This window comes from Streptomyces sp. NPDC031474, assembly GCF_055581185.1.
This window is the reverse complement of record NZ_JBVIJX010000051.1, coordinates 1-23,953: the sequence shown is the minus strand read 5'-3', so window position 1 is coordinate 23,953 and position 23,953 is coordinate 1. Positions and strand designations below refer to the sequence as shown.

General features: G+C 69.4%; 24 protein-coding genes and 2 pseudogenes. 4 read left to right on the top strand and 22 right to left on the bottom strand.

From position 1 onward, the window contains the following. The coding region (locus ACZ5SK_RS47300; RefSeq protein ID WP_468578016.1) for a D-glucuronyl C5-epimerase family protein at positions 1–1,488 on the top strand (1,488 nt) is incomplete at its 5' end. 175 nt (positions 1,489–1,663) lie between these two features. Next, a pseudogene (locus ACZ5SK_RS47295) lies at positions 1,664–1,801 on the top strand (IS5/IS1182 family transposase); the annotation flags it as partial. Positions 1,802–1,891: 90 nt separating this feature from the next. Here ACZ5SK_RS47295 and ACZ5SK_RS47290 read toward each other — a convergent pair. Then, the gene (locus ACZ5SK_RS47290; protein ID WP_334580190.1) at positions 1,892–2,413 is read right to left on the bottom strand and encodes a hypothetical protein; all 522 of its coding nucleotides are present in this window, start codon (positions 2,411–2,413) and stop codon (positions 1,892–1,894) included. 328 nt (positions 2,414–2,741) lie between these two features. On the opposite strand from ACZ5SK_RS47290, the gene ACZ5SK_RS47285 reads away from it, so the two are divergent. Beyond that, positions 2,742–3,167 (top strand): hypothetical protein, encoded by a 426-nt coding sequence (locus ACZ5SK_RS47285; protein WP_334580189.1) that lies wholly within the window; start codon positions 2,742–2,744, stop codon positions 3,165–3,167. A gap of 5 nt (positions 3,168–3,172) precedes the next feature. On the opposite strand, the gene ACZ5SK_RS47280 is transcribed toward ACZ5SK_RS47285, so the two are convergent. Then, positions 3,173–3,601, bottom strand: coding sequence for a hypothetical protein (locus ACZ5SK_RS47280; RefSeq protein ID WP_334580188.1), 429 nt, complete (start codon positions 3,599–3,601; stop codon positions 3,173–3,175). 583 nt (positions 3,602–4,184) lie between these two features. On the opposite strand from ACZ5SK_RS47280, the gene ACZ5SK_RS47275 reads away from it, so the two are divergent. Next, positions 4,185–4,913 (top strand): hypothetical protein, encoded by a 729-nt coding sequence (locus ACZ5SK_RS47275; protein WP_334580187.1) that lies wholly within the window; start codon positions 4,185–4,187, stop codon positions 4,911–4,913. 49 nt (positions 4,914–4,962) lie between these two features. On the opposite strand, the gene ACZ5SK_RS47270 is transcribed toward ACZ5SK_RS47275, so the two are convergent. The 20 genes and pseudogenes from ACZ5SK_RS47270 to ACZ5SK_RS47175 all read right to left on the bottom strand — a co-directional run. Continuing rightward, complete coding sequence (locus ACZ5SK_RS47270) at positions 4,963–5,178, bottom strand: hypothetical protein (RefSeq protein ID WP_334580186.1); 216 nt, start codon at positions 5,176–5,178, stop codon at positions 4,963–4,965. 16 nt (positions 5,179–5,194) lie between these two features. Beyond that, a complete protein-coding gene (locus ACZ5SK_RS47265) occupies positions 5,195–5,347 on the bottom strand; it encodes a hypothetical protein (RefSeq protein WP_334580185.1) in 153 nt (50 codons plus the stop codon). Between the two features lie 2 nt (positions 5,348–5,349). Continuing rightward, the gene (locus ACZ5SK_RS47260) at positions 5,350–9,378 is read right to left on the bottom strand and encodes a phage minor head protein (protein ID WP_334580184.1); all 4,029 of its coding nucleotides are present in this window, start codon (positions 9,376–9,378) and stop codon (positions 5,350–5,352) included. Further along, positions 9,371–9,571 carry a hypothetical protein gene (locus ACZ5SK_RS47255; RefSeq protein WP_334580183.1) on the bottom strand — a complete coding sequence of 67 codons (201 nt, stop codon included), beginning with the start codon at positions 9,569–9,571 and terminating at the stop codon, positions 9,371–9,373. The genes ACZ5SK_RS47260 and ACZ5SK_RS47255 overlap by 8 nt, the downstream gene beginning before the upstream one ends. Then, positions 9,568–11,310, bottom strand: coding sequence for a hypothetical protein (locus ACZ5SK_RS47250; RefSeq protein ID WP_334580182.1), 1,743 nt, complete (start codon positions 11,308–11,310; stop codon positions 9,568–9,570). The genes ACZ5SK_RS47255 and ACZ5SK_RS47250 overlap by 4 nt, the downstream gene beginning before the upstream one ends. Before the next feature lie 3 nt (positions 11,311–11,313). Continuing rightward, positions 11,314–11,646 carry a DUF1360 domain-containing protein gene (locus tag ACZ5SK_RS47245; protein ID WP_334580181.1) on the bottom strand — a complete coding sequence of 111 codons (333 nt, stop codon included), beginning with the start codon at positions 11,644–11,646 and terminating at the stop codon, positions 11,314–11,316. Positions 11,647–11,745: 99 nt separating this feature from the next. After that, entirely contained in the window at positions 11,746–11,880 is a 135-nt protein-coding gene (locus ACZ5SK_RS47240) for a hypothetical protein (protein WP_468578011.1), read from the bottom strand. 134 nt (positions 11,881–12,014) lie between these two features. Beyond that, positions 12,015–13,580, bottom strand: a complete 1,566-nt coding sequence (locus ACZ5SK_RS47235; RefSeq protein ID WP_334580179.1) for a terminase large subunit domain-containing protein — start codon at positions 13,578–13,580, stop codon at positions 12,015–12,017. Positions 13,581–13,583: 3 nt separating this feature from the next. After that, positions 13,584–14,189 carry a hypothetical protein gene (locus ACZ5SK_RS47230; RefSeq protein ID WP_334580178.1) on the bottom strand — a complete coding sequence of 202 codons (606 nt, stop codon included), beginning with the start codon at positions 14,187–14,189 and terminating at the stop codon, positions 13,584–13,586. After that, positions 14,186–15,130, bottom strand: coding sequence for a ParB N-terminal domain-containing protein (locus ACZ5SK_RS47225; protein ID WP_334580177.1), 945 nt, complete (start codon positions 15,128–15,130; stop codon positions 14,186–14,188). The genes ACZ5SK_RS47230 and ACZ5SK_RS47225 overlap by 4 nt, the downstream gene beginning before the upstream one ends. Then, positions 15,127–16,482, bottom strand: a complete 1,356-nt coding sequence (locus ACZ5SK_RS47220) for a putative antirestriction adenine methyltransferase (RefSeq protein WP_334580176.1) — start codon at positions 16,480–16,482, stop codon at positions 15,127–15,129. Before ACZ5SK_RS47220 ends, ACZ5SK_RS47225 begins: the two co-directional genes overlap by 4 nt. Before the next feature lie 236 nt (positions 16,483–16,718). After that, positions 16,719–17,660 (bottom strand): phosphoadenosine phosphosulfate reductase domain-containing protein, encoded by a 942-nt coding sequence (locus ACZ5SK_RS47215; protein ID WP_334580175.1) that lies wholly within the window; start codon positions 17,658–17,660, stop codon positions 16,719–16,721. Positions 17,661–17,846: 186 nt separating this feature from the next. Beyond that, positions 17,847–18,776 (bottom strand): hypothetical protein, encoded by a 930-nt coding sequence (locus ACZ5SK_RS47210; protein ID WP_334580174.1) that lies wholly within the window; start codon positions 18,774–18,776, stop codon positions 17,847–17,849. Then, positions 18,776–19,204, bottom strand: a complete 429-nt coding sequence (locus ACZ5SK_RS47205) for a hypothetical protein (protein ID WP_334580173.1) — start codon at positions 19,202–19,204, stop codon at positions 18,776–18,778. Before ACZ5SK_RS47205 ends, ACZ5SK_RS47210 begins: the two co-directional genes overlap by 1 nt. An 86-nt stretch (positions 19,205–19,290) precedes the next feature. Next, positions 19,291–19,890 carry a hypothetical protein gene (locus ACZ5SK_RS47200; protein ID WP_334580172.1) on the bottom strand — a complete coding sequence of 200 codons (600 nt, stop codon included), beginning with the start codon at positions 19,888–19,890 and terminating at the stop codon, positions 19,291–19,293. Between the two features lie 82 nt (positions 19,891–19,972). Then, a complete protein-coding gene (locus ACZ5SK_RS47195; RefSeq protein WP_334580171.1) occupies positions 19,973–20,719 on the bottom strand; it encodes a magnesium chelatase domain-containing protein in 747 nt (248 codons plus the stop codon). Positions 20,720–20,798: 79 nt separating this feature from the next. Continuing rightward, on the bottom strand, positions 20,799–21,026 hold the full coding sequence (locus tag ACZ5SK_RS47190; RefSeq protein WP_334580170.1) for a hypothetical protein: 228 nt from the start codon (positions 21,024–21,026) through the stop codon (positions 20,799–20,801). A 117-nt stretch (positions 21,027–21,143) separates the two neighbouring features. Then, positions 21,144–22,874, bottom strand: coding sequence for a DNA cytosine methyltransferase (locus ACZ5SK_RS47185; protein ID WP_334580168.1), 1,731 nt, complete (start codon positions 22,872–22,874; stop codon positions 21,144–21,146). 70 nt (positions 22,875–22,944) lie between these two features. Next, positions 22,945–23,487, bottom strand: a complete 543-nt coding sequence (locus ACZ5SK_RS47180) for a hypothetical protein (protein ID WP_334580167.1) — start codon at positions 23,485–23,487, stop codon at positions 22,945–22,947. Positions 23,488–23,609: 122 nt separating this feature from the next. Continuing rightward, positions 23,610–23,953: pseudogene (locus ACZ5SK_RS47175) on the bottom strand (hypothetical protein); the annotation flags it as partial.

Sequence of the window (23,953 nt, the reverse complement as noted above, 5' to 3'; positions counted from 1 at the left end):
GCGCCGAGCTCCGGCACGCGCATCCCGTACACGGGTGGCACGCCGACCGAGACCGACGTCCCGACCACTCTGCCGTTCGAGTTCAAGAAGGCCGGCTACCAGATCGTCCCGGATCTGCCGGAGGCCCTGCGGCCGTGGCGCAACCGGCCCACGACCTGGGCGAACGCGAACCTCTCCTCGGGCACCTACCACCTCAACGCCGACGGCGTGTACATGAAGTACACGGAGAGCGGGAAGTCCTACGACCACCCCGTGGGCCAGATCCAGTTCGGCCTCGGCTGCCTCACCAGTTACCGCGTCGAGAACGACCCGACCCGCAAGGCCGTGTTCCTCCAGCGCGCCAAGGCGCAGGCCGACCGGCTGATCGCCAAGCGCGTCGAGACCCGCGGCGCCTGGTACTTCCCGTACCCCTTCGACTTCACCCACGCCGAGCACAGCGGTGTCGTCTACAAGGCGCCCTGGTACTCCGGCATGGCCCAGGGCGAGTCGATCAGCCTCTTCGCCCAGCTCGCGGCGTTGGAGGACGGCCTCAGCGCGGACGACCGGGCCCGGTACAAGTCGGCCGCCGACGGCGCCTTCGCCTCGCTGCTGCGCGCCGACAACGCCAACCCGTGGGTGGTGAACAAGGACAAGGCGGGCTACCTCTGGATCCAGGAGTACCCGTTCAAGACGCCCGGCACGGGCGACTACACGTACAACGGCATGATCTTCGCCATGTTCGGCATCTGGGACTACTTCCGGCTGACCGGCAACGAGCTCGCCGCCCAGCTGTACGACGGCGCCTGCACGACGATCGCCCGGTACTTCACGCTGCTGCGCAACCCACGCTGGTTCTCGTACTACTGCCAGACGCACCGGATCCCGGCGCACACGTATCACCACCACCACATCGCGCTGTGGCAGCAGCTGCACTGGCACACCAACAGCACTGTCTTCGCGCACCAGTTGGACATGCTGATCGAGGACATCCCGCCGGGCGTGAAGTCGGGCTCGGCGATCGCCATCGCGGCCGGCACGCACACCCTGTACAAGCTCGACACCGACGCCGACGGCAGCTGGGACAAGGCCAGGGCGGACAAGATCCTCAGCTCGAAGAAGGTCGTCTTCGCCCGGGCCACTCAGGCGCCGATCGACGTGCGCCGGCGCATCCAGGGCGCGGGCGTCTGGTACCGGATCAGCGCCGGAGCGTACAAGGGCTACTGGGTCGGCGAGTCCTACCCGAAGGTGTTCCTGCGCGGTGAGCACGTCAGCGTCAGCTACCAGGTGGCCCGCACCCTCACCATCGCGGCGAACACCTCCGTCGAGGCGATCGACTACGGCACCAACGGCGTCGCCGGCACGCTCAAGACACTGAAGTACCCCGAGCCGCACACCCTCCAGTTCGACCGCAGGGCGGTCGTCAACGGACGGACCATGGTGCGGATCACCTCGGAGGAACTCGCCGGGTACTGGATTCCGGCCACCCAGGTCACCACCGACGGACACTGATCGCACCGATCTGCAGACAGGGGCCGTCCGCGTCGCGCGGGCGGCCCCTGTTCCTGTGCCCGCCGGCAGGGCCGCCAGGCAGGCCCTGGCGACCGCCGAAGACATCTTGAAGATCAGCCCGTGGCAGTTCGTCTGTGTGGTCCTCACCTCTGCCACCTACGCAAGCCGCCGAACGGGCACGAACCACGACGTCACCCAGCTGATCCCTCTTCTCGATGCGGTCCCCCGCATACGAGGACTGCGAGGCCGGCCTCGCAACAAGCCAAAGCGGTTGTACGCCGACCGCGGATACGCCTACGACAAGTACCGCCGCCTGGAGAACCAGCAGGAGGCACGGAAGTGCCTCGACGACCCAACCTGCACAGCCCTACCAACCCCGTAGGCCGAGGCGGCTGGCCCGTGGTCACTCTGAGGGCTGCGGCCCCATCCGGCCGGCCATCCGCGCGGCCTCCTCCGGGGTCACCAACCGCACCTTGCGGCGGAACACGCCCTTGACCTCGAAGAAGCACGAGAACCTGCCATACGGGCCGATCTCCCGGCACTCGTACAGGCCAGCCCCGAGCAACGGGAAACCGTAGGGCGCGGTATGGCTGCGGCCTAGGAACGTGCGCGCGTACACGTACTGCTCGTTCGTGCCGCGGATCCTGGCCACCCAGCCGGTCGTCGCGTCGCAGCTCACCCGCTGCGTCGTGATGGACACCCCGGGGAACACGGCGGCAGGGTCAGCGGTGGCGAGATCCACGGGAGTGTCGAGCGCGGCCGTTGAGGCAGCCTTCTGCTCAGGGGTCGCGTGGCGCACGCAGACTCCCGGGTGCGGGCCGGTGCTGTACCAGACCATGAGCGGTGCCCGACACGGATCACCCTTCGCGGTCGTGCACTTGTTCACGCGCTCCCCTAGCTTCTCTCGTTTCAGCTGCTCGTACACGGCGGCGCAGACTGTACCGCCGAGCAGCGCACAGGACGGCGGCAGGGTGACCGGCCTGCGCGACGAAGGGGTCTCGCCCGGACAGGCGGACCTCGTACCCACGGCATGGCGCCCGTGGTCACCGCATCGCCCGTGGCAGAGTGACCGGCCGTGGATTCGAAAATATGGGCCGCCGTGATCGGCGGTGCCGCGACGCTCGTCGTCTACATCGCAGGGCTCGTGACCAGCCACCTCAAGGACAGGGCGACGCGCCGATCTACGGCCACCAGCAACGCCCGTGCCGCAGTGCAGCATTTTGCTTAGGGCAGCTCTCGACACGAAGGCGGCGTTGGCCGTCTGGGAGGCCCGTTGGCGGGACAAGTCGTCGATCGCGGTCGCGTTGGGGCGGTCGGTCGCTCAAATCCTTGCTGGGTACAGGGACGATCGCATCTTCCACGGGGCGGCCGACGGGCTCGGCTCGGCGATGGCGTGGCGGCGAGCATCCGACGCCGCGGAAGAGGCGCTCGTAACCGGCCCCCTGTCGCGGATGGCGGCCGCCGCAGCGCAAGTCGCCATGCTCGACGATGCCGAGCTGCGCGAAGCGTCCACCGCGGTCACCGACGCGCTGGGCAAGCTGGTCGCCGCCTACGGGGAGGGACCGAAGTCCCGCGGACGCGCCGAGGCGGATCGAGCGGTCGACGAGGCCGTGGGGCAGCTCAGCGCCGCCGCGCGGGCCTACAAAGGCCGTCCGGCTCGCCGCGCGCTGACCAAGTAGGGCAACTACCGCTCGACGCCACCTTCGTCACGGCACGCAACCCACAGGCCCGAGCGGGGTTCGAGCTCGATGGCCTCCTCCCACTCGGCCATCGGCACGGGCCGCTCGAGGACGAACCACTCCTCGGGCTTCCCGTTCCACTGGTTCGGCAGACCGCCCGCGGTCGCGCTGCTCGACGCCGCCAGCGACCACAACTCTTCGGGCTCGAGGTGGTGCTGCGCCCACTCCTGCCACGGGTGCACCTCGGCGTCCGGTACTCGCACCAGGATCCGAATCCGCCGGCCCCGTAGCGCCCACGGAAGCGATTCCGGGTCGCCGTCCCGAGACAGGTGGACCGTCAGCGGACTCGCCCCGCGCTGCCAGCTGGCCCGTATCGCGCCCGCGGCGAGGATCTCGGGCCAGTGCTCGGCGTCGGTGAAGTGGTAGAGAAGCACCGCCGCACCATACGGGACGTCACCGCGTCTTAGCGCTTGTACGAGGCGTACGTCTGAGGGCTGTGCATGCCGAGCTGGAACATCTACTTCTCCACGACGTTCCGAAGCTTCCGCACCGGCACCCCGACGCCTCGTCGGCGTCGTAGCGCCCGGCGGTCAACTCGCCGATCGTCAACGGCCGGAACGGGGCAGGCTGATGGCTCTCCCAGTACGCCCTGCCATCCTCACGCCGCCCCTCGGCCGTCAACGTGTGCAAAGGCTTCGCCGACGACACGTACGGCTGCGGCTGCGGGCCTCGGTCGTCTCCCTGAGCTGATCGACGGCCTCGCCGAACTCCAGGCTCGCCGACCTGACGGTCGGCGAGCCCACACACGTGCTCCTCGATCCCCGCCCTCCCCACATGCTTCAACTGCCAAAGAACTGAGGCGAAGAGCACCGCGGGCCGTTTTCAAGAATTCCCATCACTTCTGCAACTTGCGTGCTGCGTCATCTGCCTGCGCCAAGTGTCCAAGCATTTGCCGCATGAGCAGGCTGTCCGGACCTGAGTTGCAGTGATGCACTGGTCAGCTGCCACACTCGCCCGATGAGTATGAACACTCAGCAAGGTCGTTCCGTCGATCCGGAAGAGCTGCTGCTGCGGACGGACTGGAGCTCGGTGGAGCACTGCTGCCCGAACGTTGCGCCAGCGACGCCTGTGATCTTGCGACAACTTCTCGACACCGACGCGGGCAAGCAGGGCACTGCTCTCCGTAACCTGCAACAGGCCGTCACGCATCAGGCCACCTTCTACAGCGCCACGGCGCCGGCGGCGTCGTTCGTCGCGGCGATCCTCGGGCACCCGCGGACTCTCGCCAAAGTCACCGACCAGAGGCCATGGGAGGCCGCCAACTTCGGTGAGAAACCGCGATTTCTCCTTCGCGTCGGTCTCCTGAACTGGCTCGGCGACACCGCCTGGGACGCCAACGAAGAGTCACCTGACGGGTACGAAGCTGACATTGAAGCGTTCCGCACCCTTCGACCGACCCTCTATGACGCCATTCGGCCCTTCCTCACAGACGACGAGCCAGAGATCCGCGATGCCGCCCTCGCTGCTGTACTTCCGTTGCTTGCCTCACCAGAGCTCGCCCACCAGGCTGAAGGCTTGCGTGATGCCGTGTGGGCTCTCGCCGCCGACAGCGTCCCTTACCGGCAGCGAGCGATCGACACACTCGCCAGCTGGGGCGAGGACATTACGCCCTTCCAGCAGTACAGGCACACGCCCGCTGACGTCCGCGCGCAAGCTGAAGGTTTTGCCGACGATCCGCCTTTCTGAAACCACCTTTTAGTCGCCCGGATTGGCTTGAGCAAAAGGCCGCCCCCGCTCACGCCTCCGCGGATGCGGTCGTGGCGCCGATCGGGCGGACGACGCTGCCCGGGTAGTTCCCGGACACCTTGTCCGCGAGGGGCTTGTTGCTGGTGGTGAAGGCGACGCGGCCGTTCCCGTCGTCGAGGACAACCTGATACGTCGTCTTGCTCGGCCGGGCGGCGGACCCCACGCCCACCGATCGTTTGCGGTTACCGCCGCAGCCACATCCCATGAGGGCGGCTCCTTCCCTACTTCTTGGCGACTTCGCGGACGGTGCGGCCGTCGCCGCGTGCGGCCATGGCGTCCGCGGTGGTCTTGTACGGGGTGGGCCCGAAGACGCGCTTACCTTCGGCGTCGATGACCTCGTACTGCGTCTTGTTCTTCTGGCAGGCGCACGGCATGGTCAGTTCCCTTCTTGCTGCGTGGCAGCGCTTGCGGCGAGCTCGGCGCGGACGGGCGCGAGCCGGGCGGTGAGTTCGGCGAGTTCGGCCCGTGCGGCGGCGGTACGTGCCTCTTCGCGGGACTTGAGGGCGTCGGCGAACTGGTCGAGGAACCCGGGCTCCAGGAGTGCGGCCGTCACCTGGTCGACGACGTTCGCGGCCGGGGCCTGGTCCGGGGTGTGGTCGTGCTCGGGCTCGGGTTCGCCGGCCGGGGGCTGGCTGGTGACGGTGACCTCGTCGAGGACTGCTGCGGCGGCCGTCAGGGCGAGGTTCGACCGATCGACGACGGTCGCGGCGGTGAGCGGCGAGGAGTGGCCGGGGACCGGCACCGAGAGCACGGCGCGGAGCTGCCAACGCCCGTCGGAGCCCTGCGTCATGTGGTACGAGGGCTGACATGCGGCAAACACGGTGCGATCCCACGGGGACAGCCAGGGCGCGGCGGCACCGGAGAACCAGAGGCCGCCCTCGTTCATGCCGACCGTGACCACCGCGGCGACGGTGCGGGTGTCGTCGAACTGACAGACCGCGCTCTCGCATTCGTAGCCGTCGCGGTGGTGGCCGACGTTCATCGTCATCGCACCGGCGCGGACCTCGCTGCCGTCATCAAGACGGAACTTGGCCCGAAGGAAGTGGGACAGGTCCAGGCCGCGCTTCGCGAGCTTCTCGATGGTGACCTTCCGTCCGTGCGCGGCGTGCGGCACTCCGCGCTTCGCCACCCAGCCGTAGGCGCGGCCGTCGACGATGTGGACGCCGCCGCTTCCCGGGGGCAGCTCCTCAGGGGTGGGCTCACGGAACCAGGCGGCGGGCATCGCCCCTTCGGCCTGCATCACCTGCCAGGCGGAGGCGACGAGTTCGGCGCCGCGCTCGTCGTACAGGGCGTCGAGGGCTGCGGCAGTGGTCACCTCATCCGCCGGGGCCGGGGTGACTTCCGTGTCGTCGGGCGCGGCGGCCGTGACGTGGCCCTCGGGGAGGGTGGACGCGCCCACGTACTGGCCTCGGGCGATCCGTACGACGGTGCCGGCCTCCAGGGCGCGGTTGAGGTGGCCGTGGACGGTTTCCACGCTCATGGCGAGCTTGGCGGCGAGGTGACGCGCGCTAACCGGTGTCGGGGAGGTACGCACGTAGGAGACGACCCGCTCGTGGCCGTCGCCCGAGGACGCCACCAGCACCGGCGCGGACGCGGTCTGTTCGGCGATCGGGTCGAGGACGATGCGTGCCTTGTCGTAGGCGGGCATCGCCACGAGGGTGGCGCCGCGCAGCCGGGCCCGGGTGATCCGTACGAGGAAGTCGCCGGACTTCTCCTCGTGGAAGACGACGCCCTCGCCGGGGTCGGAGTCGCCGGCGGCCGCGGTGATCTGGTCGCCGAAGACGCGGCGGGCGGTCGCGGCGGTGATGGTGCCGCCAGGGCTGGTGAACAGCATCACCGAGCGGGCGCTGTGCGCCATCTCGGCACCGGAGGCGGTCCAGTCGGCGCGGGAGCGGCCGGTGATCATCCACGCGCCGTCGGCGAGGCGCATGACGCTGGCGGACGCGAACGACGCCTCCAGGAACGGCGGTCCGGCATCCGCGTCTTCGGGGCTGGTGGTGGTGTCGACGAGCTGCACGTCGGCGTCGTCCAGGTCGACGGACACCCCGAGCGGGGCTTCCTGGTCGAGGAGCAGCGCGGCGTCGTATCCGGCGGCCTGCGTCAGGTAGAGCACGCCGCTGCCGGTGATGCGGCTGGCGTCCCGGCCTACGGTCTGGATGGCTCCGGCGAGTTCAGCGCCGTCGTGGCCGTGGCCCATGGCTTCGGCGTACTGGAGCGGCCACGGGCCGGAGCCGTCCCAGTACAGGGCGCCGGGCGCGAACACGCGGCCGTCACCGGTCTGCTGGTCTTCGAAGGCGAGCGCGGCACCGTCGGGGGTGGACCAGGTGCGGACGAGCGGCGGCGGTGGCGCTTCCTCCACCTGCGTGGGTGTGGCCATGGGGGGCTCCTCCTTCCCGAGGTCCCCGTGGGACCTCAGTTCTGTTGCTCCTGTTTCAGCCGTGCTCGGCGAGCCCGCTGCGCTGCGGCGGCCTTCGCCTTGTACTCCGGCGTTGCGCGGCGCGCCTTGTCCGCCTCTCGCTTGCGAGCCTTGGACTTCTCCGGACGCTCGTACGCCTTCACCTTGTCCGAGTTGGCCTCCTTGTAGCGGGCCGTCCCCTCCCTCCCGCACGCCAGGCATACGCCCCAGCCCCGGCTGTCCCGCCGGTCGTACGGGCGGTCGTGCACCGTGCACCGGTCCTGCGTCAGCTGCTCCGCGTGCTCGCTGCTGTGGTCGTCCAGCAGCATCACGAGGAGGTGCGTCTCCTCGACGCAGCGCGGCTTGTGACAGGTGTGGTGTACGTCCTCGTTCGGCTCGATCGGCCGCCCCAACTTCACCGCCGCCACGACGCGGATCGCGCTCACCTGGCGCCCTTCGGGGAGCCACACCCACGGACGCGGCTTCGACGGAGCGAGGGTGGAGATGAGACAGCCGTTCGTCCCCGGCTTCGAACGCGCCTTGACTCGGGCCGCCACTGCGGGCAGCACTTCGACGCGAGTTGCTATGCGTGCCATGGTCAACATGGTCCCACACGTCAGCGGCGCTTACATCGGCGAGACCAAGCGGGATGTCGTAGTGGTCGCCAGCGAACGCGATGCGGATCCGGTCGAAGGTGATGGCTCCGAGCCGCTCGCACATCGCTTCGAACGGCCACGTGTCGGCCGTATAGACCGCAGTGCAGTGCGCCGCCCACGGTGAGTGCTGGACGGGCGTGTCGGGCCGCTCGTGGGTGTCTTCCAGCGCCCAGGAGGCCAGGCCTCGCGCGTCGAGGAGGCCGGGGCCGTCGCTGTCGCGGTCGTCGCCGACGGCCCACACCCACGCCGGGGACTCCGAGTCGGGGTTCCAGTGGTTCACGCCGAACGCGCGGGCGGTGACCGGGCCTGGGAGGTCGGCGGCGCGGGCGCGGACGCTGGCGACGAGCTCGTTGCGCTGGTCCTCGGTCCACTCGCTGGCGTTGTCGCCGAGGAACCACAGCGTGCAGTGGAGTTCGCCGGCGTCCTCCCCGTCTGGGAGGGCGAGGAACTGTGCGTCTTCGTCGCGCGGTAGAAGCGCGATCATGCCGCCCATGAGGTGACTCCCATCCGCTGCGGCCGTCTCTTCCTTCGATCTGAAGACTTCAGGGCGCAGTCTTTGTTTCGATCCGTAGGCGGCTGCCTGCTGTTCGGGCGCCAATCGCAGGACGCACCGGCAGTTGACGGTGAGCTCGGGCGGGGCGGCCGGGTCGCCGGGGTAGGCCATCGCCGTGCCGCCGACGGTGAACACCTCATCGAGGAGGCGGAGCTGCCCGTCGGCGGCGTCGTGGGTGTCGCGGACCTTCGTGTCGCGGCGGGTCTGCCACTGCTTCACCAGCGGGCGGCCCTCGCTGGTGAGGTCCTGCGCGGCGGCGAGGGTGGCGGCGTTCCAGGCCCGGGTGGACTCGGTGCGGGCGATGCGCTCTTCCCGGGTTTCGCCGAGCTGCGCGCCGTCTTGGGAGAACAGGGCGCGCAGGCGGGCCCGCAGCTGGGCGATGTCCTCTCCGTTATCGAGGCCTGCGGCGAGCTCGGCGACGGCGGCCGCGGTGAGCCGGTCCCCGATGGCGCGTAGGAGGTGCTCGGTGTCGGTGACGTACGAGCCGAGGGAGGCGGGGAGGTCGTCGCCCTGGTCGTGGCGGCCGGGCAGGTCGTCCCAGCCGTCGGGGAGTTCGGTGCCGGCGTCGCTCGCGGCCTGCCCGGCGGCGGTTTCGGCGACGCCGAGGAGACGGCGCACGATGCGGGGCACGCGGGACGTCCACATGCGGCCGATGCGGGCGAGGGAGAACCGGGCGGCGACGATCTCTGTCGCATCCGTGAGTTCGCCCGCTATTTCGGCGGCGACGTCGTCCAGGACGGCGCGCACCTCGTCGGCGACGGTCTGTTCGGCCGCGGTGAGCGCGTCGATCGGGTCAGCCACGGTTCACCTCCGGGTCGTCGGGGTCGTCGCAGATCTCGCAGACGGCGACGGTGGTCATATAGGTCACGCCGGTCGGGAAGAGCGCGTGCACGTCGACAGCGAGAGCCGTGTTGGCCTTGCAGTCCGGGCACCACTTGGGCCGTGGCCGGCTGGTGGCCACGGTGACGATGGCGCGCGCTTCCCGCCGGTTCACGCGGCCTCGGTGATGCACGGGGCGCGCAGCACGCGCACCGTGTCCTCGTAGGTGTGCGGGTGCCGGGCGGCGATCAGGGCCCGCGCGTAGTCGTCGAGGACGCTGGTCAGGCAGTCGGGGTCGAGGCCGTACCGGCGTGCGACCTCGGGGACGCGGGCCCAGGCCCCGTCGAGGAGGTGCCAGGCGTCGACCATGTCCTGCTCCACGGGGAACACGGTGTGGAGCTCAGCTGGGACGATCTCGCGGGCGCGGGCACGCTCGCTACGGGGGCAGGCGGGCTTGTTCCGCAGGCGTTCCCCGGCGGCTTGGAGGGCGGCCCAGATCAGCCCGTCGACAGCAGCGAGGACGCGTTCCGGTGGGGCGGCCGAGGCGGGCAGGGTGTCGGGGATGCTGGTCGTCTCACCAACGGGCAGCGTCGTCACGTTGTCTGGCGTCTCCTCGTCATCGTTGGTGGCCGGGGGTGTCTGGTCGGGGGTGCGTTTCTGGGCGGCCTCTTCGGCGGTGGGGGCGTCGGCTTCGTCGAATCCGGTCTCGCGGCGGGCGGCAGCGGCGGAGATGAGGCCGGCCTGGAACGCTTCGAGGGCGGTCTGGGCGCGGTTGGCCTGGACGCGGAGCTGGCTGGTGTCGTACCAGACGAGCCACTCGTCGGGGTCTTCTACGGCCTCGTCTTCGAGGAGGGGGCGCAGCCACTGGGTGGTGAGGGCGTGGCAGACGATCGCCAGGCGCGGCTCCACGCCGAGGCGAACGGCCTCGGCGGAAATTGCCCACGCCGACCAGTGGTTCGCGTCCGAGAGCCCCAGCAAGATTTCTGCGGGGACTTCCAGGCCGTTCGCGAAGCGGCGGATCGCCTCGTCGCGGAGCTTCAGGGCGAGCTCGTCGAAGTTCGACTCGAACGACATCCACTTGATGTCGCTGATCACCTCGGCCGGGACTTCGAGGATGATCGGCACCGTCGCCGCAGCAGAGTCGGGTTCACGGATCGCCGTGGAGGCGACCTCGAGGAACACCTCCAGCAGGTCGTCCTCGGCGTCGCCGGCCGTGCCGGGCGACGTGGGGAACCTGGTGCCCTTGGGGACGAGGAGCACGCCCCGACCGGTGATGCGGGATCGGGCGATGGCGGCGACGGCCGCGTTCAGCAGCTGAAGCTCTTCCAGCAGGACGAGACTGGAGCGGACGGGGCTGTCAGCCTCAATGTGCCGGTCCGGGGACGGCTTCCACACGCGTATCGCGATCGGTGCCATCGGGTCCGCCGGGGCGTCCGGGTCGTACGGCGGGATCGCTATCTCTTCGCCGTCGAACTCGGCGGTCAGCTTCCCGCCGCCCTGCTGCTTCACCTCCCGGGTCGACAGGACCCGCCAGTCGTAGCCGTCGATCGCGCTCTTGTCGTCGGCGGTGGGCTTGACGACGATCCAGCCCTCACCCGCGACGACCAGGTGGGGGCCGAAGTCGCCGAGAAGGTTGGACTGCCCGTCGACGCCGCCCGCTACCTCCCGGACGATCTCCTGCGCGGGGTGATTGTCGGGGGCGCGTTCGATCGTGCCGTCGTCGGCGCGGCGCCCCGCGTACAGGGTGGCGCCGGACATGGCGTTGCCGACCCACGTACCTGCGAAGCGGACCTCGGGGACTTCCTTGAAGAACCGCCACGCCTCTTGCTGCCACGAGCTGTCGGTGCGGCTGGCCCTGCTGCTGGTGGTCTTGACGCTGTATCGGGAGGCGGCTGCGGTGAGCTGACGGGCCACGGGTCACCCGCTGAACGTGTCGTCGCGGCGGTTGAGGAGGGCCTGCACGCCGGCCACGGCGAACCACTCGATGCCGTGCACCAGCCAGGAGGCGTCACTCCAGGCGCCGGTGGCGAGGAGGTACGCCAGGAGCGTGGCACCAGACAGCCAGAACCCGAGACAGTAGATGCAGCTGACGAGCTGGACGATGAACGCGCGCGGCTTCGACTCGATCTTCCTGGCGTGCCAGGCAGCGAGGCGTTCCCGGGCGGGGTCGAGGATCGTGTCATGGACGCCGAGCTGAGTCGCCCTGTACGCGGCGAAGCCGAGCACAGCGAGCACGGGCAGAGAGATCACAGGCCGCCTCCATCAAGATCCCAGGTCAGGAACGGCGGTCATGGTACTGCGCGCACACTGACGCGTAGTGCGCGCAGCATGCGCGGCGGGCTCGTGGGGTCAGAACAGGGCGATCGTGTTGATGCCGTCGGCGTGCTCCGGATCTGCGGCCGTGAGCTCCAGCTGGCGGGCGGGGAGCGGCAGGTCGACGATGCGCAGCGAGCCGGGGCAGGACACGAGGGAATCACCGTGCACGCTGCTCCTGTGCGGAGGGTCGTGCCGCCAGACGCGGCCCTTGCTGGGGCGTCCGGCGACCGGGCCGGCGGCAATCCCTCGCTTACAGTCCTGGCACTCGATACGGGGCAGTTTCACGCTTGGCTCCTTACTGGTCAGCCGATACGGCGCCCGTACGCCGATGCCGCGCCGCTGGGCCGCCCGCTCGGCTGGGGGGCGGTGGGGCGCGGGGCGTGGACGATAGCGCCCTGGTTGGCCTCTGGGATCAGGCCGTACACGAGGACACAGGAGGCGTCGATCCGGCCGGGCGAGTCCGGGTCGGTCGGCTGCCAGGTCGACCACTCGCGTTCGAGGTCGGTGAACACACCCCGGAAGCGGACCTTGTCCTGCACCATCTGCTGCGCGATCGGCTCCGCCCTCAACAGCTTGCCCTGCTTGGCCCGCACTGGGTGGATGGCCGGCATCAGCACGTTCTTGGGTATCTCCCCGTCCCGCTGGAGCTTCTCCCACGACGTCTGGATCGCCAGGACACACATGTCCCGGCCGAAGTTCCACTCCACGTACACGATCGACGCGTTCGTGCGGTGCGCGAGCCTGGCGGCCGCGGTGGACCACTCGGCCGACGACATGGGGGCCGAGACGTCGTCTGTGACCCAGACGCGGCCGTCGTCGCCGAGGAACCCGCCGATGACACCGGCGGTGTCCCGGCCGCCACCGGACGGGTCGACGGACACGGCGATCTTCTGCGGCTCGACGGGGGTGGTGGTGTCGCGCAGCAGGCGCAGCAGTTCCTCGGACACGAGCGCTCCTTCACCGGGCTGGGGGTCGCCCTGGTAGAGGGCGTGCCAGTCCCGGACGATCGACGTTGCCTTCTTCTGCGCCCACCAAGCGCGCAGTCTCACCACGTCCCGGGTGGGGATCTTCGGATGGGGCAGCGGCTCCCCCGCTTCCCGGCCGAGCGGGTCGGGCCCGAACTTGGGGTCGGAGACCGCGGGGAGGTGGATGACCTTCCATCGGCCGCCGTCCTCGATGCGGCCCTCTTCCTGGATGCGGCGGCCGGCGAAGTCGTCGGGGTGCCAGCGGGTCTGGATCGCCACCACTGCGCTGCGGTCGGGCTGGAGACGGGACAGGGCCGCCGAGGAGTACCAGTCGTGCAGGGCCCGGCGGGCGGCCTCCGATTCGGCGTCCGCGCGGTCCTTGTGCGGGTCGTCGATGATCAGCAGGTTCACGTCGAAGCCGGTCAGGCCTTTCCCCACCGACACGGACCGGCAGCCGCCGCCCTTGGTGACCTCCCAGTCCTGCATCGCCCCCAAGCCCGGCTTCATCCGCAGGCCCCACTCGTCGCCGAACTCGTCGACGTAGCCGCGGATCCTCTTACCCCTGCGCAGCGCCAGGTCGTCGCCGTACGAGGTGACAGCGACCTTGTCCTGCCCGTAGGTGCACAGCCACCAGAACGGGAACCACTCCGCCACGGTGGTGCTCTTGCCGACCTGGGGCGGAGTCAGGATGAGTAGCCGGTCCACCTCGCCCCGGCCCACCTCGGCGAGGGCGTCACCGATGAGCTTCAGGTGCGGGCGCATCCGGAACCGGCGGTCGAGGCCGCGAGCGAGCGTCACCGGGTCCCGCAGCAGGTCCGCGCTCATCGCCCGGTTCGCTGCCTCCAGCTGCCGGTAGACCTCCTCGTCGTCCAGGTGCTCCAGCTCGTCCACGGCCGTCGTCACGGGCTATGCCTCCTCGTCCTCGTCCTCGTCGTCGCTGCCGTCGACGGCCTTGATCCGCTGGTTCACCGACGCGGCCAGCTCGCCGAGGCGGGCACGCCGCTGCTCCGGGCTCATCTCCGCGAAGTCGGCGAAGTGCTGTGCCAGCGCGTTGCTGCCCTCGCTGGTGACGGCGATCGTCTCCGTGGGGTCGCCGAACAGGACGCGCCGGTGCCGCATGGCGACGTCCATGAGCCGGATGAAGTCGCCGGCCGACAGTTCGGCCGCGTTCAGCGTGCCGAGGCGCTGGGCGAGCTTGCCGATCGCCGCGCCCAGGATCTTCGCGTCGGTCTCGGCCGCCTTCCGCCGCTCTTCCAGCCACATGGCCTCGTACAGGCGGTCCAGCTGCCTGTCGTACGCCTCGGCGCGCTCCCTCCACTTGCAGGCGGCTGCCACGTCGCGCACGTAGCCGCCCGCGAGTGCCAGGGCTTCGCCAGCTCTTGCCAGGGTGCGGGACCGTCCAAGGTCCCGGTACGTGACGAACTGTCCGTATCTGCGCTCTGTTTCGTGGGGCTGGCGTTCCCAGGGGTCCAGGTGTGGGTCGAGCGTGATCGGCTTGACGCCTTTGGTCATGACTCAGTGCCTGTGCTGGGGACGTGGTTCGGGCCGGAGAGGTACTCACCTGCCAGGCGTTCGAGGAGACGCCAGCCCTGCCCCTGCTCGATCTCGCCTCGTCCCTCTGCGGCTGCGATGGCCTTGTTGATCGTGACGGCCGCGGGTGCGGGCAGGATGCGGGTGCCGAGGACGGTCTCCAGGCCGACATTCCCCGAGTGGAGGTGGGTGCCGTCGGGGGCCGTGTAGCCCTCGGCGAGTTCGTCCAGGTGGCGCTCGACGATCGCGAGGATGGCGTGGAGGGCGGTGGCGACGTTGCCGACTTTGTGGGCGGCGTGTGTGGAGGCGAGCGTGTCGAGGGTTTGCTGGTAGTCGGCGCGTGCGGCGAGCCAGCTTTCGTTCTGGCCGAGGCGGGCCTGGTCGAAGGCTTCGCGGGCGGCTTCAAGCTCGGGCGGCAGGAAGATCAGGCTCACGGTGGCGAAGTCGAGGTTCGCTTCTGAGAGGCCTTCGGGGCTGACTTCGGCGAGGAGGCTGAGCTGCTCGTCGTCGAGGCCGGAGTAGGCCCGCCAGTCGACGTCGTCCAGCTCTTCGTACAGCTGCTTGAGGGTGGCCGGGTCGTCTTGGCCGGCGATGGCGTTGTGGGAGAGCTGGATGGCGACGAGCTGCTGCCGGGTCAGCTTCTCCTCGATGAGCATGCAGTCGATCTCGTCGAGACCGGCTTCTACGGCCGCCATGGTGCGGTGGTTGCCGGACAGGACGAGTTCGCGGCCGTCTTCGTACTCGCCGCCGGAGTAGATCAGCGGGGTGGAGGTGAGGCAGCCGTCGCGGCGGATGTTCTCCACCAGCCGGTCCCACTCCTCTTTGCGCATGAAGCGGGCGTTCACTTCTAGGCGGGTGAGGGTGCGCGGGTCGCGGCGGACGAGCTTGGGGCGGAACAGCGGGGTAGTGGTGTCGATCGTCATCGCATGTCCTGTCCGTGCTTGCGCTTCCAGAGGGAGAGGGCTTCGTTCAGGTCGTAGGCGCCGAGAGGACCGCCGTACTGGAGCTGGTAGCGGTGGATGCCGTCGCCGGGGTCTTTGCTGCTCGCCTCGGTGCGTTTCTGGAGCTTCACGCCGGGAATGCCGCGCCCGTACTTCGCACTGTTGGGCCGGTCGGTGAACGCGGTAGTCGCCCAGCCGTCGATCCGCTTGGACAGGCTGCGCTGGACGAGCAACTGGGCCTCGCGGGTGGAAGCCGCCATGACGATCAGCTTCGCCAGGCGCCGGTAGCGGGTCCAGGACACGGGGAAGTCCGACATGAGGTAGGCGGTGTTCGGGTCGAACTTCGGCGGCAGGTACGCGAACGCGCCGATCAGCTTCCCGTCGACGGCGACCCCGCACGCGATGAGGGGCGAGCCCGGCTTGATCGACTTCGACATGAACTGGGACCGGATGCCCGCGAACTGTCCGCCGGTGAGGATGTGGATCGTCATGCGGTTGCCGAGTTCCTCATCCTTGCCGATCTTCGGCATGCGGATCGGCTCGGTGGGCTGATGAGGCCGGACGATGCGGCGCGGCCCGGCGGCGGCGTACACGTAGATCGGGAGGCCGCGGTTCGCGGTCTGGACGACGCCGGCCAACTTGTCCCGCAGCTCCGGCCGCTCGATGTGCAGGCCGAGGACCCAGTTGGGCCGGTCTTGGACCTGCTCGATGATGCGTTCCTTGCCGTCCTCGGTCAGCTCGTCGAACGACGGCTCGGGCCAGTCGAAAGCGGCATCAATCGGCGCGAACTGTGCCTGATAATCCGCAGCGTAGAAGGGAGGGAACATCACTACCGGCGCGTCGGCGGGGACCTCGGTGTCGAGGTAGTCGCGGACGTCGCCCGGGAAGAACGAGCCCAGCTTCGTTTCGAGGCCGCGGAGCTTGGTCGCGGTCTTCTCGTGCATGCGCGGCCACTGGTCCTGTGTGGCCTGGAGCATCCGCCGGTAGTAGACGCCTTCCTTGCCGACGTACTGGAGGAAGCGGGTGCCGAGCATCAGGGTGGCGAGGAGGTCAGTGCGGTCCTCAAGGTAGGGGTGGAGCCAGCCGAGGGGCTCCTCGTACTCCTCGCGCAGGGTGTAGTTGAGGTCGTCGCCGGCGAGGTACCAGCCGAGGGCGCAGGAGTAGGCCTGGATGTCGTTGCCGTGGACCCGCCGCTCGTCGCCGAACCGGGCGTGGAGGACGCGTTCGATCGTCATGTTGCCCGAGCAGCCGACGTAGATGTCTTCTCCAGGCCAGGTCCCGGCGTGCTCGTAGATGATCGAGCGGAGGGGCGAGGGTATCGAGCCGTGGAACATGGGCCGCTCCAAGAGATCCGACTACGCAGGCCTACCTGCGGGTTCGGCCCATTGTCAGCGGTCGGACGGAATGCGAAGGGCCCCACCCGGGGCGTTGGGTGGGGCCTTCGTGGAGCGCCGGCCAGGGCTTGCACCTGGAACCCCCGACTGGAAGTCGGGGCGTGTTGCCTTACACGCACCAGCGCGGGTGACGGTCGTGCCGCTGCTCAGAACGACCAACCGCTTCGGATCGTACATCAGCCCTGCCAGCAGGCGACCGCATCGACCCGCGGTGACCGCTCGGCCTCCGCGATGATCTCGGCCATGGACAGGTCGTTGCGGAAGCGGTGCCCGATCTTCTTCTCGATGCGGGCCAGGCGGGCGGCGGGCTCCGGGTTGAGCTGGGCCGACAGGACGAGCGCCGACTTGGACGCCAGGACGCAGAACATGCAGCTCAATCGGGGCATTCCGGCGAGGTAAGCCGGGTGCTTGCGCAGTCCGGACGCTTCGACGGCCGCCCACACGTCAAGCTCCGACCAGGCGTGCACCGGGTGCCAGACGTCGACGTGGCGCAGGGTGTTCGAGGCGCCCCAGCCGGGGCCGACGCCCTTCGGTACGGGCTGCTTGCGCGCCTTGTACTTCTCGGCCTTGGTCCGTCTGGGCACGCACGCGTCGCACGGGCATGTCCAGGCGCCCTCGTGTGTGAAGGCGAGGAGCTTGCGGCGGGCCGGGGACTCCTCGGCGCGGATGCCCATGACGTTGAGGATGCGGACGCGGCCGTTGTGCCCCGCGTTTCGTGCCTCTTGGACGAGGCGGGTCATCAAGGTCCGGACCGGGCCGCGCTTGAAATCGGACGTGCACCACCTGTTGTCGGCGTCGGGAAACATGCCTCGCTCTTCGATCCGCTCGATGAGGTCGCCGCCCTTACGGGCGACCACTTCGAACCGAAGGCCGTAGGCGGCGGCGTGCTCGGCGGCCAGCTCCTTCGTGCCCTCCCACTCGGCGGAGCCCAGGTCGGCGTGCACGCACACGATGCGGTCGAGGACGCCGGCGTCGCGGGCGTTCCAAAACAACTCGTAGAGCATCGCGACCGAGTCCTTGCCACCCGAGATGTTCGCGATGATCCAGTCGTACGAGGCGAGGTCGGGGACGTCCGACCCGAAGCCGGGCAGGTCGAACGCCAGCTGTGCCGTTGGCATCGGGGACGCTCCTGGGGGCTGATAGTAGGGGCGGAAGTGTGCCCCATGAGGGCCGTGTGGATCTCGTGGAGGGCCTGGGGGCTGCCGCTTGGGGTGGTGGAGTGCTCAGGGGGTTGAGGTGCTTAGATCCGCAGTGAGGGCCGGGGGCGCTGCCTGCTCCCGGCCCTCGCCTGCCGCTGTAGCCGATCAGTCAGCCGCTGCGGTGCAGGGCCAGCAATGCGTCAGGGCCTCCCGCGCGTACACGAGGGCCATGGGCTCGCTCTCAAGCCAGGTGGCGTAGTCGGGGTTGTGGCTGCACCGGTGATGGAGCAGACCGACCTGCATGGTGCTCAGGACGGCTGTCTCTTCCGGAACGGTGCGCACGTCGCCGCTGTGCAGGTCGAAAGTGAGGTACTCGGCTGGATTGGCGTCGGCTTCTTCGGCCAGGTACCGCGTCCCGATCCCGTCCGGGTTGAGCACGAGCGTGATGCTGCGGGTGACCTCTACCGCGTACGGGGGGACGGCTTCCAGGCCGAGGGCCTTGCGCTTGTCGGCGATCTCGGCCGCCCGGATGCGGCGCTTGCGGGCGATCTCCTGGAAGGCCAGGCCGACCGTGACCCGTCGGCTGGCGCCCGTCGCCCACACCCGCCGGCCGCCGTTGACGTCCCGGGCCTCCCAGCCGCCGTGCGCCCGGTAGACGGCCATCTTCCAGGTCGTGACGTTGGTGTGTGCGGGGGTGTCCTCGGGGAACGAGCCGGGGACGGTGAACAGGTAGCCGCGGCGGGCGAACGGCAGGTGGGGCGCGAAGTGGTCCGGACCGTACGGGGTGAACTCGGCGGTGGCCGTTCTGTCGTTCAGGGGGTCCTCTCGGGTCTGGTTGGATCGCGAGGAGGCCGGGGGGCGCTGCCTGCTCCCCGGTCCTCTTTGCTGTCCTGTCGGCGGCTGCTCGTCGTGGCAGTGCTCGCAGCTGTCCTTCGGCTGTTCCTCGTGGTCCGGGCACAGCTCGCGCACCGAGGTCACATCGGCGTAATAGCCGTCTTCCGTCGAACGCTCTCTCTCCTCTGCGGCGTCAGCCTCGTCCTTGGTGTCGGCCACGTAGACGCAGAGCTCATCGTTGAACACACCCCACTGGGCCATCAGTTGCTCCGCGCGTTCTCGTTGAGCTGGGGGAAGGCCGTCGTGAACACCCCGGTCTGGTGGGCGTCCTCAACCCACCCGAGGTCGGTCATGACCTCTTCGTCGCGGCCGAACGTGAGGATGTCGGCGAGGTAGGAGCTGACGGCGAGCGCGGTCTTCTCCGACAGTTGGGGGGAGGCGGTGTTCCACAGGGTGGTGTCGTCGCGCAGGACGGCGGTGAGTTCGACGTTCTGGGCGTGGACAGAGATGGCTGTGGCGGTCGGGAAGACTTTTCGGATCGTCCAAGCCAGCATCGCTACGCCGGCCGCGTGCATCTTGGTCCGGGCTTCCGAGGCGTCGCGGTAGGCGAATTCCAGGGCGTCGGTCAGGCTGTCGAGGAGCTGTTGGGCGTTGGCGGGTTCGGGGGACGGGGTGGCGGTGTCGGTCATGGACGCGACTCCCTTCGGGCGTGATGGGTGATGGTGGGCAGGGCCGGGGAGCGCTGCCTGCTCCCCGGCCCTCGCCTGCTGGTGGGCTACGCCTTGGCCGTCTCCGGTGCGGTCAGGACGTGGACGTTGGACCTGACGCCGGCCGGGCGGGGGCCGTAGCACAGGTACTCGCCCCACTCGTCGTTCACGCGCTTGCCGGACCCGTCCCAGATCAGAGGCCGGCCGCACTGGGCGCAGTTCCCGGCGTCCTCCCCCGGCGTTCCGTGCGACTGGGGTCGGCGGGCCGGGGCTGCGCCCTGCTCCTTGTCGGGGTCGTCGGGCAGGTCGACGAGGAACGAGCTGGGCTGGTCGGGGACCGGCTTCCAGTCGGCTGCCAGGAGCGGGTGCATGTTCCGGGTGAAGGCCAGCATGTCGCGCAGCGTGTCCCGCACGGCGCCGATCTTCGGGCCGGTCAGCTTGCCGCGGTAGGCGCCGTCGTCGACTCCCCAGATCACTCCCTCGGTGTCGTGTACGGCCATCAGGCGGGCCACGTTGCGCTCGACGGTGATGGCGGTGGCGGTGGGCAGCTCCTCGCGGATCAGGTGGGCGATGAGGAGCAAGCCACGGTCGAGGACCTCGCGCCGTTTCTTTCCGGCGTCTCGGTAGGCGTCCTCGAAGTACTCGGTCCAGAAGGCTCTGCTGGTCATGTGGGGCGGTTCCTTCCGCTGGTGAGATGGTCGGGGTGCGGGGCCGGGGGCGCTGCCTGCCCCCGGCCCCGGAGGGTGGTGGCTAGGAGTTCGTCAGGTCGAAGCCCGAGAGGGTGGTCACGGTCTGGTGGAGGTTCTCCACGCCGTAGATGCCGATCCCGGCGACGTCGAGGGTGGTGAGGTCGTCGTCGGCGACGAACGCGATCGTGCAGCCGTTGGCGATGGCGGAGCGGACGGCTTCGTTGACGTCGGACACGGGCCGCACCCGGCCGTCGAGGCCGAGTTCGCCGATGAACGCGCGGTTGGTCAGGGCGTTCTGGCTGTAGTGGCCGTCCGCGCCGAGGATCGCGCAGACGATGGCGAGGTCGTGCGAGGCGTCCAGCGGGCGGCCGGTGACGGTCTCGACCGTGACCGTGACGCGGCCCTCGGGCCAGTCGTAGCCGCCGTTGATGATGCCCGCGCGGACGCGGTCCATGGTCTCCCGCTCGTAGCTGACGCCGCTGATGGTGAACCAGTTCGGGCCGGGGCCGACCGTCGCGTGGATGACGGCGGCGGACTCGCCGGCGGCGCGCACCTGGGCGCGGCCCTGGCCCGGGATGCTCAGCTCGACGGGCCAGGCGATGCCCAGGCCCCGCTGGTCGGCGTCGACGACCAGGCCGGTGCGGTACAGGGCGTCGCCCACCACATAGTTCGGGGTGGTGACGTCCTCGAGGACGTCACCAGGCTCCGCGGTGAGGACGGCGTACTTCAGGTTGAACGGGTTGCCGTCTTCGGTGAGGACGCCGTCGCTGATGACGCCGATGCGGGTGGGGCGGGCGATGCTGGCCATGCTGGTACTCCTTCTGGGGGTGGTGGTTGGTCTGCTGGGCTGGGGAGCGCTGCCTGCTCCCCAGCCCGGTGGGGGTGGCTCAGTTGCTGGCGGTGACGATGAAGCGCGGGGTGCGGCCGGGCACCTGCACCCAGACGTGCTCGGCGCCCTTGGTGATGCCGGCCGCGGGGACGTTCACCGTCCAGCGGAGGACCGTCTTGCGGTTGCCGCGCGCGGTGACCTCGGAGGTGACGACCTCGGCCGCCCAGTCGGTGCCGATGCCGTAGACCTCGGTGCCGGTCGCGAGGGGGGTGAGGGTGGTGGCCATGTCGCTCTCCTTGGGGGGTGGTGTGTTTTTGAACTACTTTCATTCTTCCCGAATTAGCTTGTCCTAGCCAGTTTAGACAAACTGATTCAGCAAAAGAACGGCAAAGAAAGTCGCAGGTCAGGCAGCCACCTGCTCGCCGTGGATGACGGCCCGCAGCCGGGCCGCGATCCACGTCCCGACCACCGGGGAGACCGCGTTCCCGAACCCGTCCACCTGGTTCCTCGCGCTGCCCCAGACCTTGAAGGTCCCCTTGCGGCCTGCGAAGTCGACGTCGAAGCCGCAGCCCACGCCGACCTCGTTCGCCTTCATCATCCGGAAGTAACACTCGGCCAGCGGCAGGTCCGCCAGCGATGCCTGCCACTCGGCGACCAGCAGGCCGGTCGTGTCCCGTGCGGTGAGCGTGCCGAGCGGATCGGTCAGCGGGTGCGGCGCAGTCTCGGCCCCCGTGGGCCCGTTCTGCTTGAACCAGCCAGCCGCAGTGAGCAGCCCCGGGATCTGGCCCGAGGTGACCGTCGGCATCGCCTCCGCGTACGCCGTGGGCGTCGTGTTCTTCCGAAACGGGACGATCCCAGAGGACACCACGGCGAGCGTCTCCGAACCGACCTGCGTCGGCAATGGGATGTGCGCGCCGCGCGGGCCGCCCTGGTAGTTGTCGACCGCGAGGAACACCGCCTTCTCGTGAGTCGCGGTCACCGTGTCCATCGGCCACAGGATGTGCTGCCCGTCGCCGTTGTGCCGGTGCGCGGCGATGACCGCGCCGGTCGTCAGGATCGCCGTCTCCTGCTGGCTGGTCTGCGTCGACAGCGGCTGCCACGGGTGGCGCTCGGTGCCGTGTACGCCCTTCGCCGGCAGGAGGACGGCGGGGAACTGGGAGAAGCGCTGGCGGCAGCGTTCGGCGCGGGCCATCGTGCTCTCGGCGAGCGGCGTGGCCCGGTCACCGATCTTGGTGCCCAGGTCGGACAGGTCGAGGGCGACCAGCGAAGGCGTCATCGGCGGGACCACCTCGCGGCGGCAGCTCGGGCACCGGTAGTTGTACTGCTTGCCGTAGCAGACCGACCCGGACGGCGGGACTCCTGTCTTCCACGACCACACGGCCTCCACCTGCTTGTCGCAGTGACCGCACCAGGACACCGGCCGGTGGTCGAGGTCAGGGGTGGGCAGCGACTCATCCCAGAAGCAGATGTAGAGCCGGTCCCTGCTCTGGGGGACGCCGAAGAACTGCGAGTTCAGGTACAGCACCCGGTAGCGGTAGCCGAGCTTCTCGAACTGGGCGAGCCACCACCGGTACGTGCTGCCGTCGCCGATCTTGGGGCGGCCGGGAATCGCCTTCCCCCACGATTGGAGCCCGGTGGTGCACTCGACCAGGATCAGCCGCGGGTGATGCTGACCGGCGTACTGGAGCACGCACGTTGCGGTCGCCCGGTCCCGCTCGGATCTCGTGACCCGGGCCTCGAACTCCGGGTCTTCCAGCTCGAACAGGGCGAGGCCCTGCTCGTACGCCTTCTCCGTGTTCGCCTGGCTGTGGTTCACGCAGGACACCCCGGCGGCGACGAGGTCAGCCGCAGGCAGGTCTCTGGCGGAGTGGTAGTCGGACGACTCGGGGTCGGCCAGGTCAGCGATCCAGTGCTCGGCCGTCGGGTGATTCGTCTCGTGGACCTTGACTTTGTACTCGTTGTGGTTCGCGGCCACAATCGTGTCGAATCCGGCGTCCTCGATGCCCTTGGTGAGCCCGCCGAAGCCGCTGAACAGATCACACGCGGTGAGGCTGTCGTGGCGGAAGCGGCGTTTCCTCCTGGCCGGCCGGTGGGCTGCGATGCGGAACTTCTTCTTCTTGGACGCGGTGGACACGTCGGTCTCTCCTTGCTGGCATGAGAAAGCGCCGCCCTTGGCGGGGCGGCGCCGGCTGGTCGGGTGGGGGTCAGCAGCAGGTGCCGTTCAGGGCGGGCACCGTGAAGCAGCGGACGCAGATGGGGTGGTGGGCGGGAGCGGTGATGATGCGCTCCCGGGCGGGCGTGAACACGGGCGGGCACGGCGGGCTGGCGAACAGAAGCCTGCGGCTGACGAACCGCTTGGGGTCGTCGAGGGCGTGCGCGGGGGCGAGGGGGATCGCGGCGGCTCGGGCGGCCAACTCGGCGCCCTTCTCGTCCGTGAGCTTGGTGAACACCGCCTGCTTGGTGCGGTAGTTGTTCCGCTTGCTCTGGCGGGTCCAGCGGGTGGTGATCGTGCCGGTGGTCTCGTCCTGCTCGATCTCGTGCATCGAGGTGAGCAGCTGGGCGCGGACCAGGGTGGCGAGTTCGCGGCCGGGGACCGTCTCCGTGCGCTCGACGGCGGGCTCGCCGGGCTCCCAGATCGTCAGCGTCCACGTGTAGGTGGCGGACTCGTCGATCTTGAGCTGGGCGAGGGCGGCGTCCGCATCGGCATGGAGGGCGTCGAGGTTGGTGCGGCGGATGTCGGCGCGCATGATGTCTCCCGGTCGCTGGCTGGGGGTGGTGGTTGGTGGTGACTTCATTCTTTCCGAATCGGATTGCCCTAGCCAGTTTGGACAACCCGATTCAGTAAAAGAACTTCTAAGAAAACCGCAGGTCAGGCGACCTCGGGCCGGTGGGTGGGCGGGGCGGGGAAGGTGATCCGGTAGAGGCGTGCGGACTCCTCGTCCGGGACGTGCTCCCATCCGGCCGCTTCCAGGTCGGTGGGGGCCGCATCGTCGAGGGCCTGGCGCAGGGCCTCGTCGGCCGCGCCGAGTGTCTCGGTGTCGAACGGGCCGGTGTCGTCGGCCGTGTCGATTTCGGTGTCGCCGGCGTAGACCGCGCAGACGCGGGCGAGGTCGGTCAGGTTGGCTTTGTAGGTCAGTTTTGAGGCCAGTGGTGGGTGGGTTTTGACTCCAGTGGTGTCGGTGGAGAGTTGATGTCGGTGAGTTTTGACTCCAC

Excerpts from the sequence above, each read along its gene's own strand:
- ACZ5SK_RS47275 (WP_334580187.1), top strand. The coding sequence starts at position 4,185 with ATGAGTATGAACACTCAGCAAGGTCGTTCCGTCGATCCGGAAGAGCTG.
- ACZ5SK_RS47270 (WP_334580186.1), bottom strand. The coding sequence starts at position 5,178 with ATGGGATGTGGCTGCGGCGGTAACCGCAAACGATCGGTGGGCGTGGGG.
- ACZ5SK_RS47265 (WP_334580185.1), bottom strand. The coding sequence starts at position 5,347 with ATGCCGTGCGCCTGCCAGAAGAACAAGACGCAGTACGAGGTCATCGAC.
- ACZ5SK_RS47230 (WP_334580178.1), bottom strand. The coding sequence starts at position 14,189 with ATGACCAAAGGCGTCAAGCCGATCACGCTCGACCCACACCTGGACCCC.
- ACZ5SK_RS47225 (WP_334580177.1), bottom strand. The coding sequence starts at position 15,130 with ATGACGATCGACACCACTACCCCGCTGTTCCGCCCCAAGCTCGTCCGC.
- ACZ5SK_RS47220 (WP_334580176.1), bottom strand. The coding sequence starts at position 16,482 with ATGTTCCACGGCTCGATACCCTCGCCCCTCCGCTCGATCATCTACGAG.
- ACZ5SK_RS47215 (WP_334580175.1), bottom strand. The coding sequence starts at position 17,660 with ATGCCAACGGCACAGCTGGCGTTCGACCTGCCCGGCTTCGGGTCGGAC.
- ACZ5SK_RS47210 (WP_334580174.1), bottom strand. The coding sequence starts at position 18,776 with ATGGCCCAGTGGGGTGTGTTCAACGATGAGCTCTGCGTCTACGTGGCC.
- ACZ5SK_RS47205 (WP_334580173.1), bottom strand. The coding sequence starts at position 19,204 with ATGACCGACACCGCCACCCCGTCCCCCGAACCCGCCAACGCCCAACAG.
- ACZ5SK_RS47200 (WP_334580172.1), bottom strand. The coding sequence starts at position 19,890 with ATGACCAGCAGAGCCTTCTGGACCGAGTACTTCGAGGACGCCTACCGA.
- ACZ5SK_RS47195 (WP_334580171.1), bottom strand. The coding sequence starts at position 20,719 with ATGGCCAGCATCGCCCGCCCCACCCGCATCGGCGTCATCAGCGACGGC.
- ACZ5SK_RS47190 (WP_334580170.1), bottom strand. The coding sequence starts at position 21,026 with ATGGCCACCACCCTCACCCCCCTCGCGACCGGCACCGAGGTCTACGGC.
- ACZ5SK_RS47180 (WP_334580167.1), bottom strand. The coding sequence starts at position 23,487 with ATGCGCGCCGACATCCGCCGCACCAACCTCGACGCCCTCCATGCCGAT.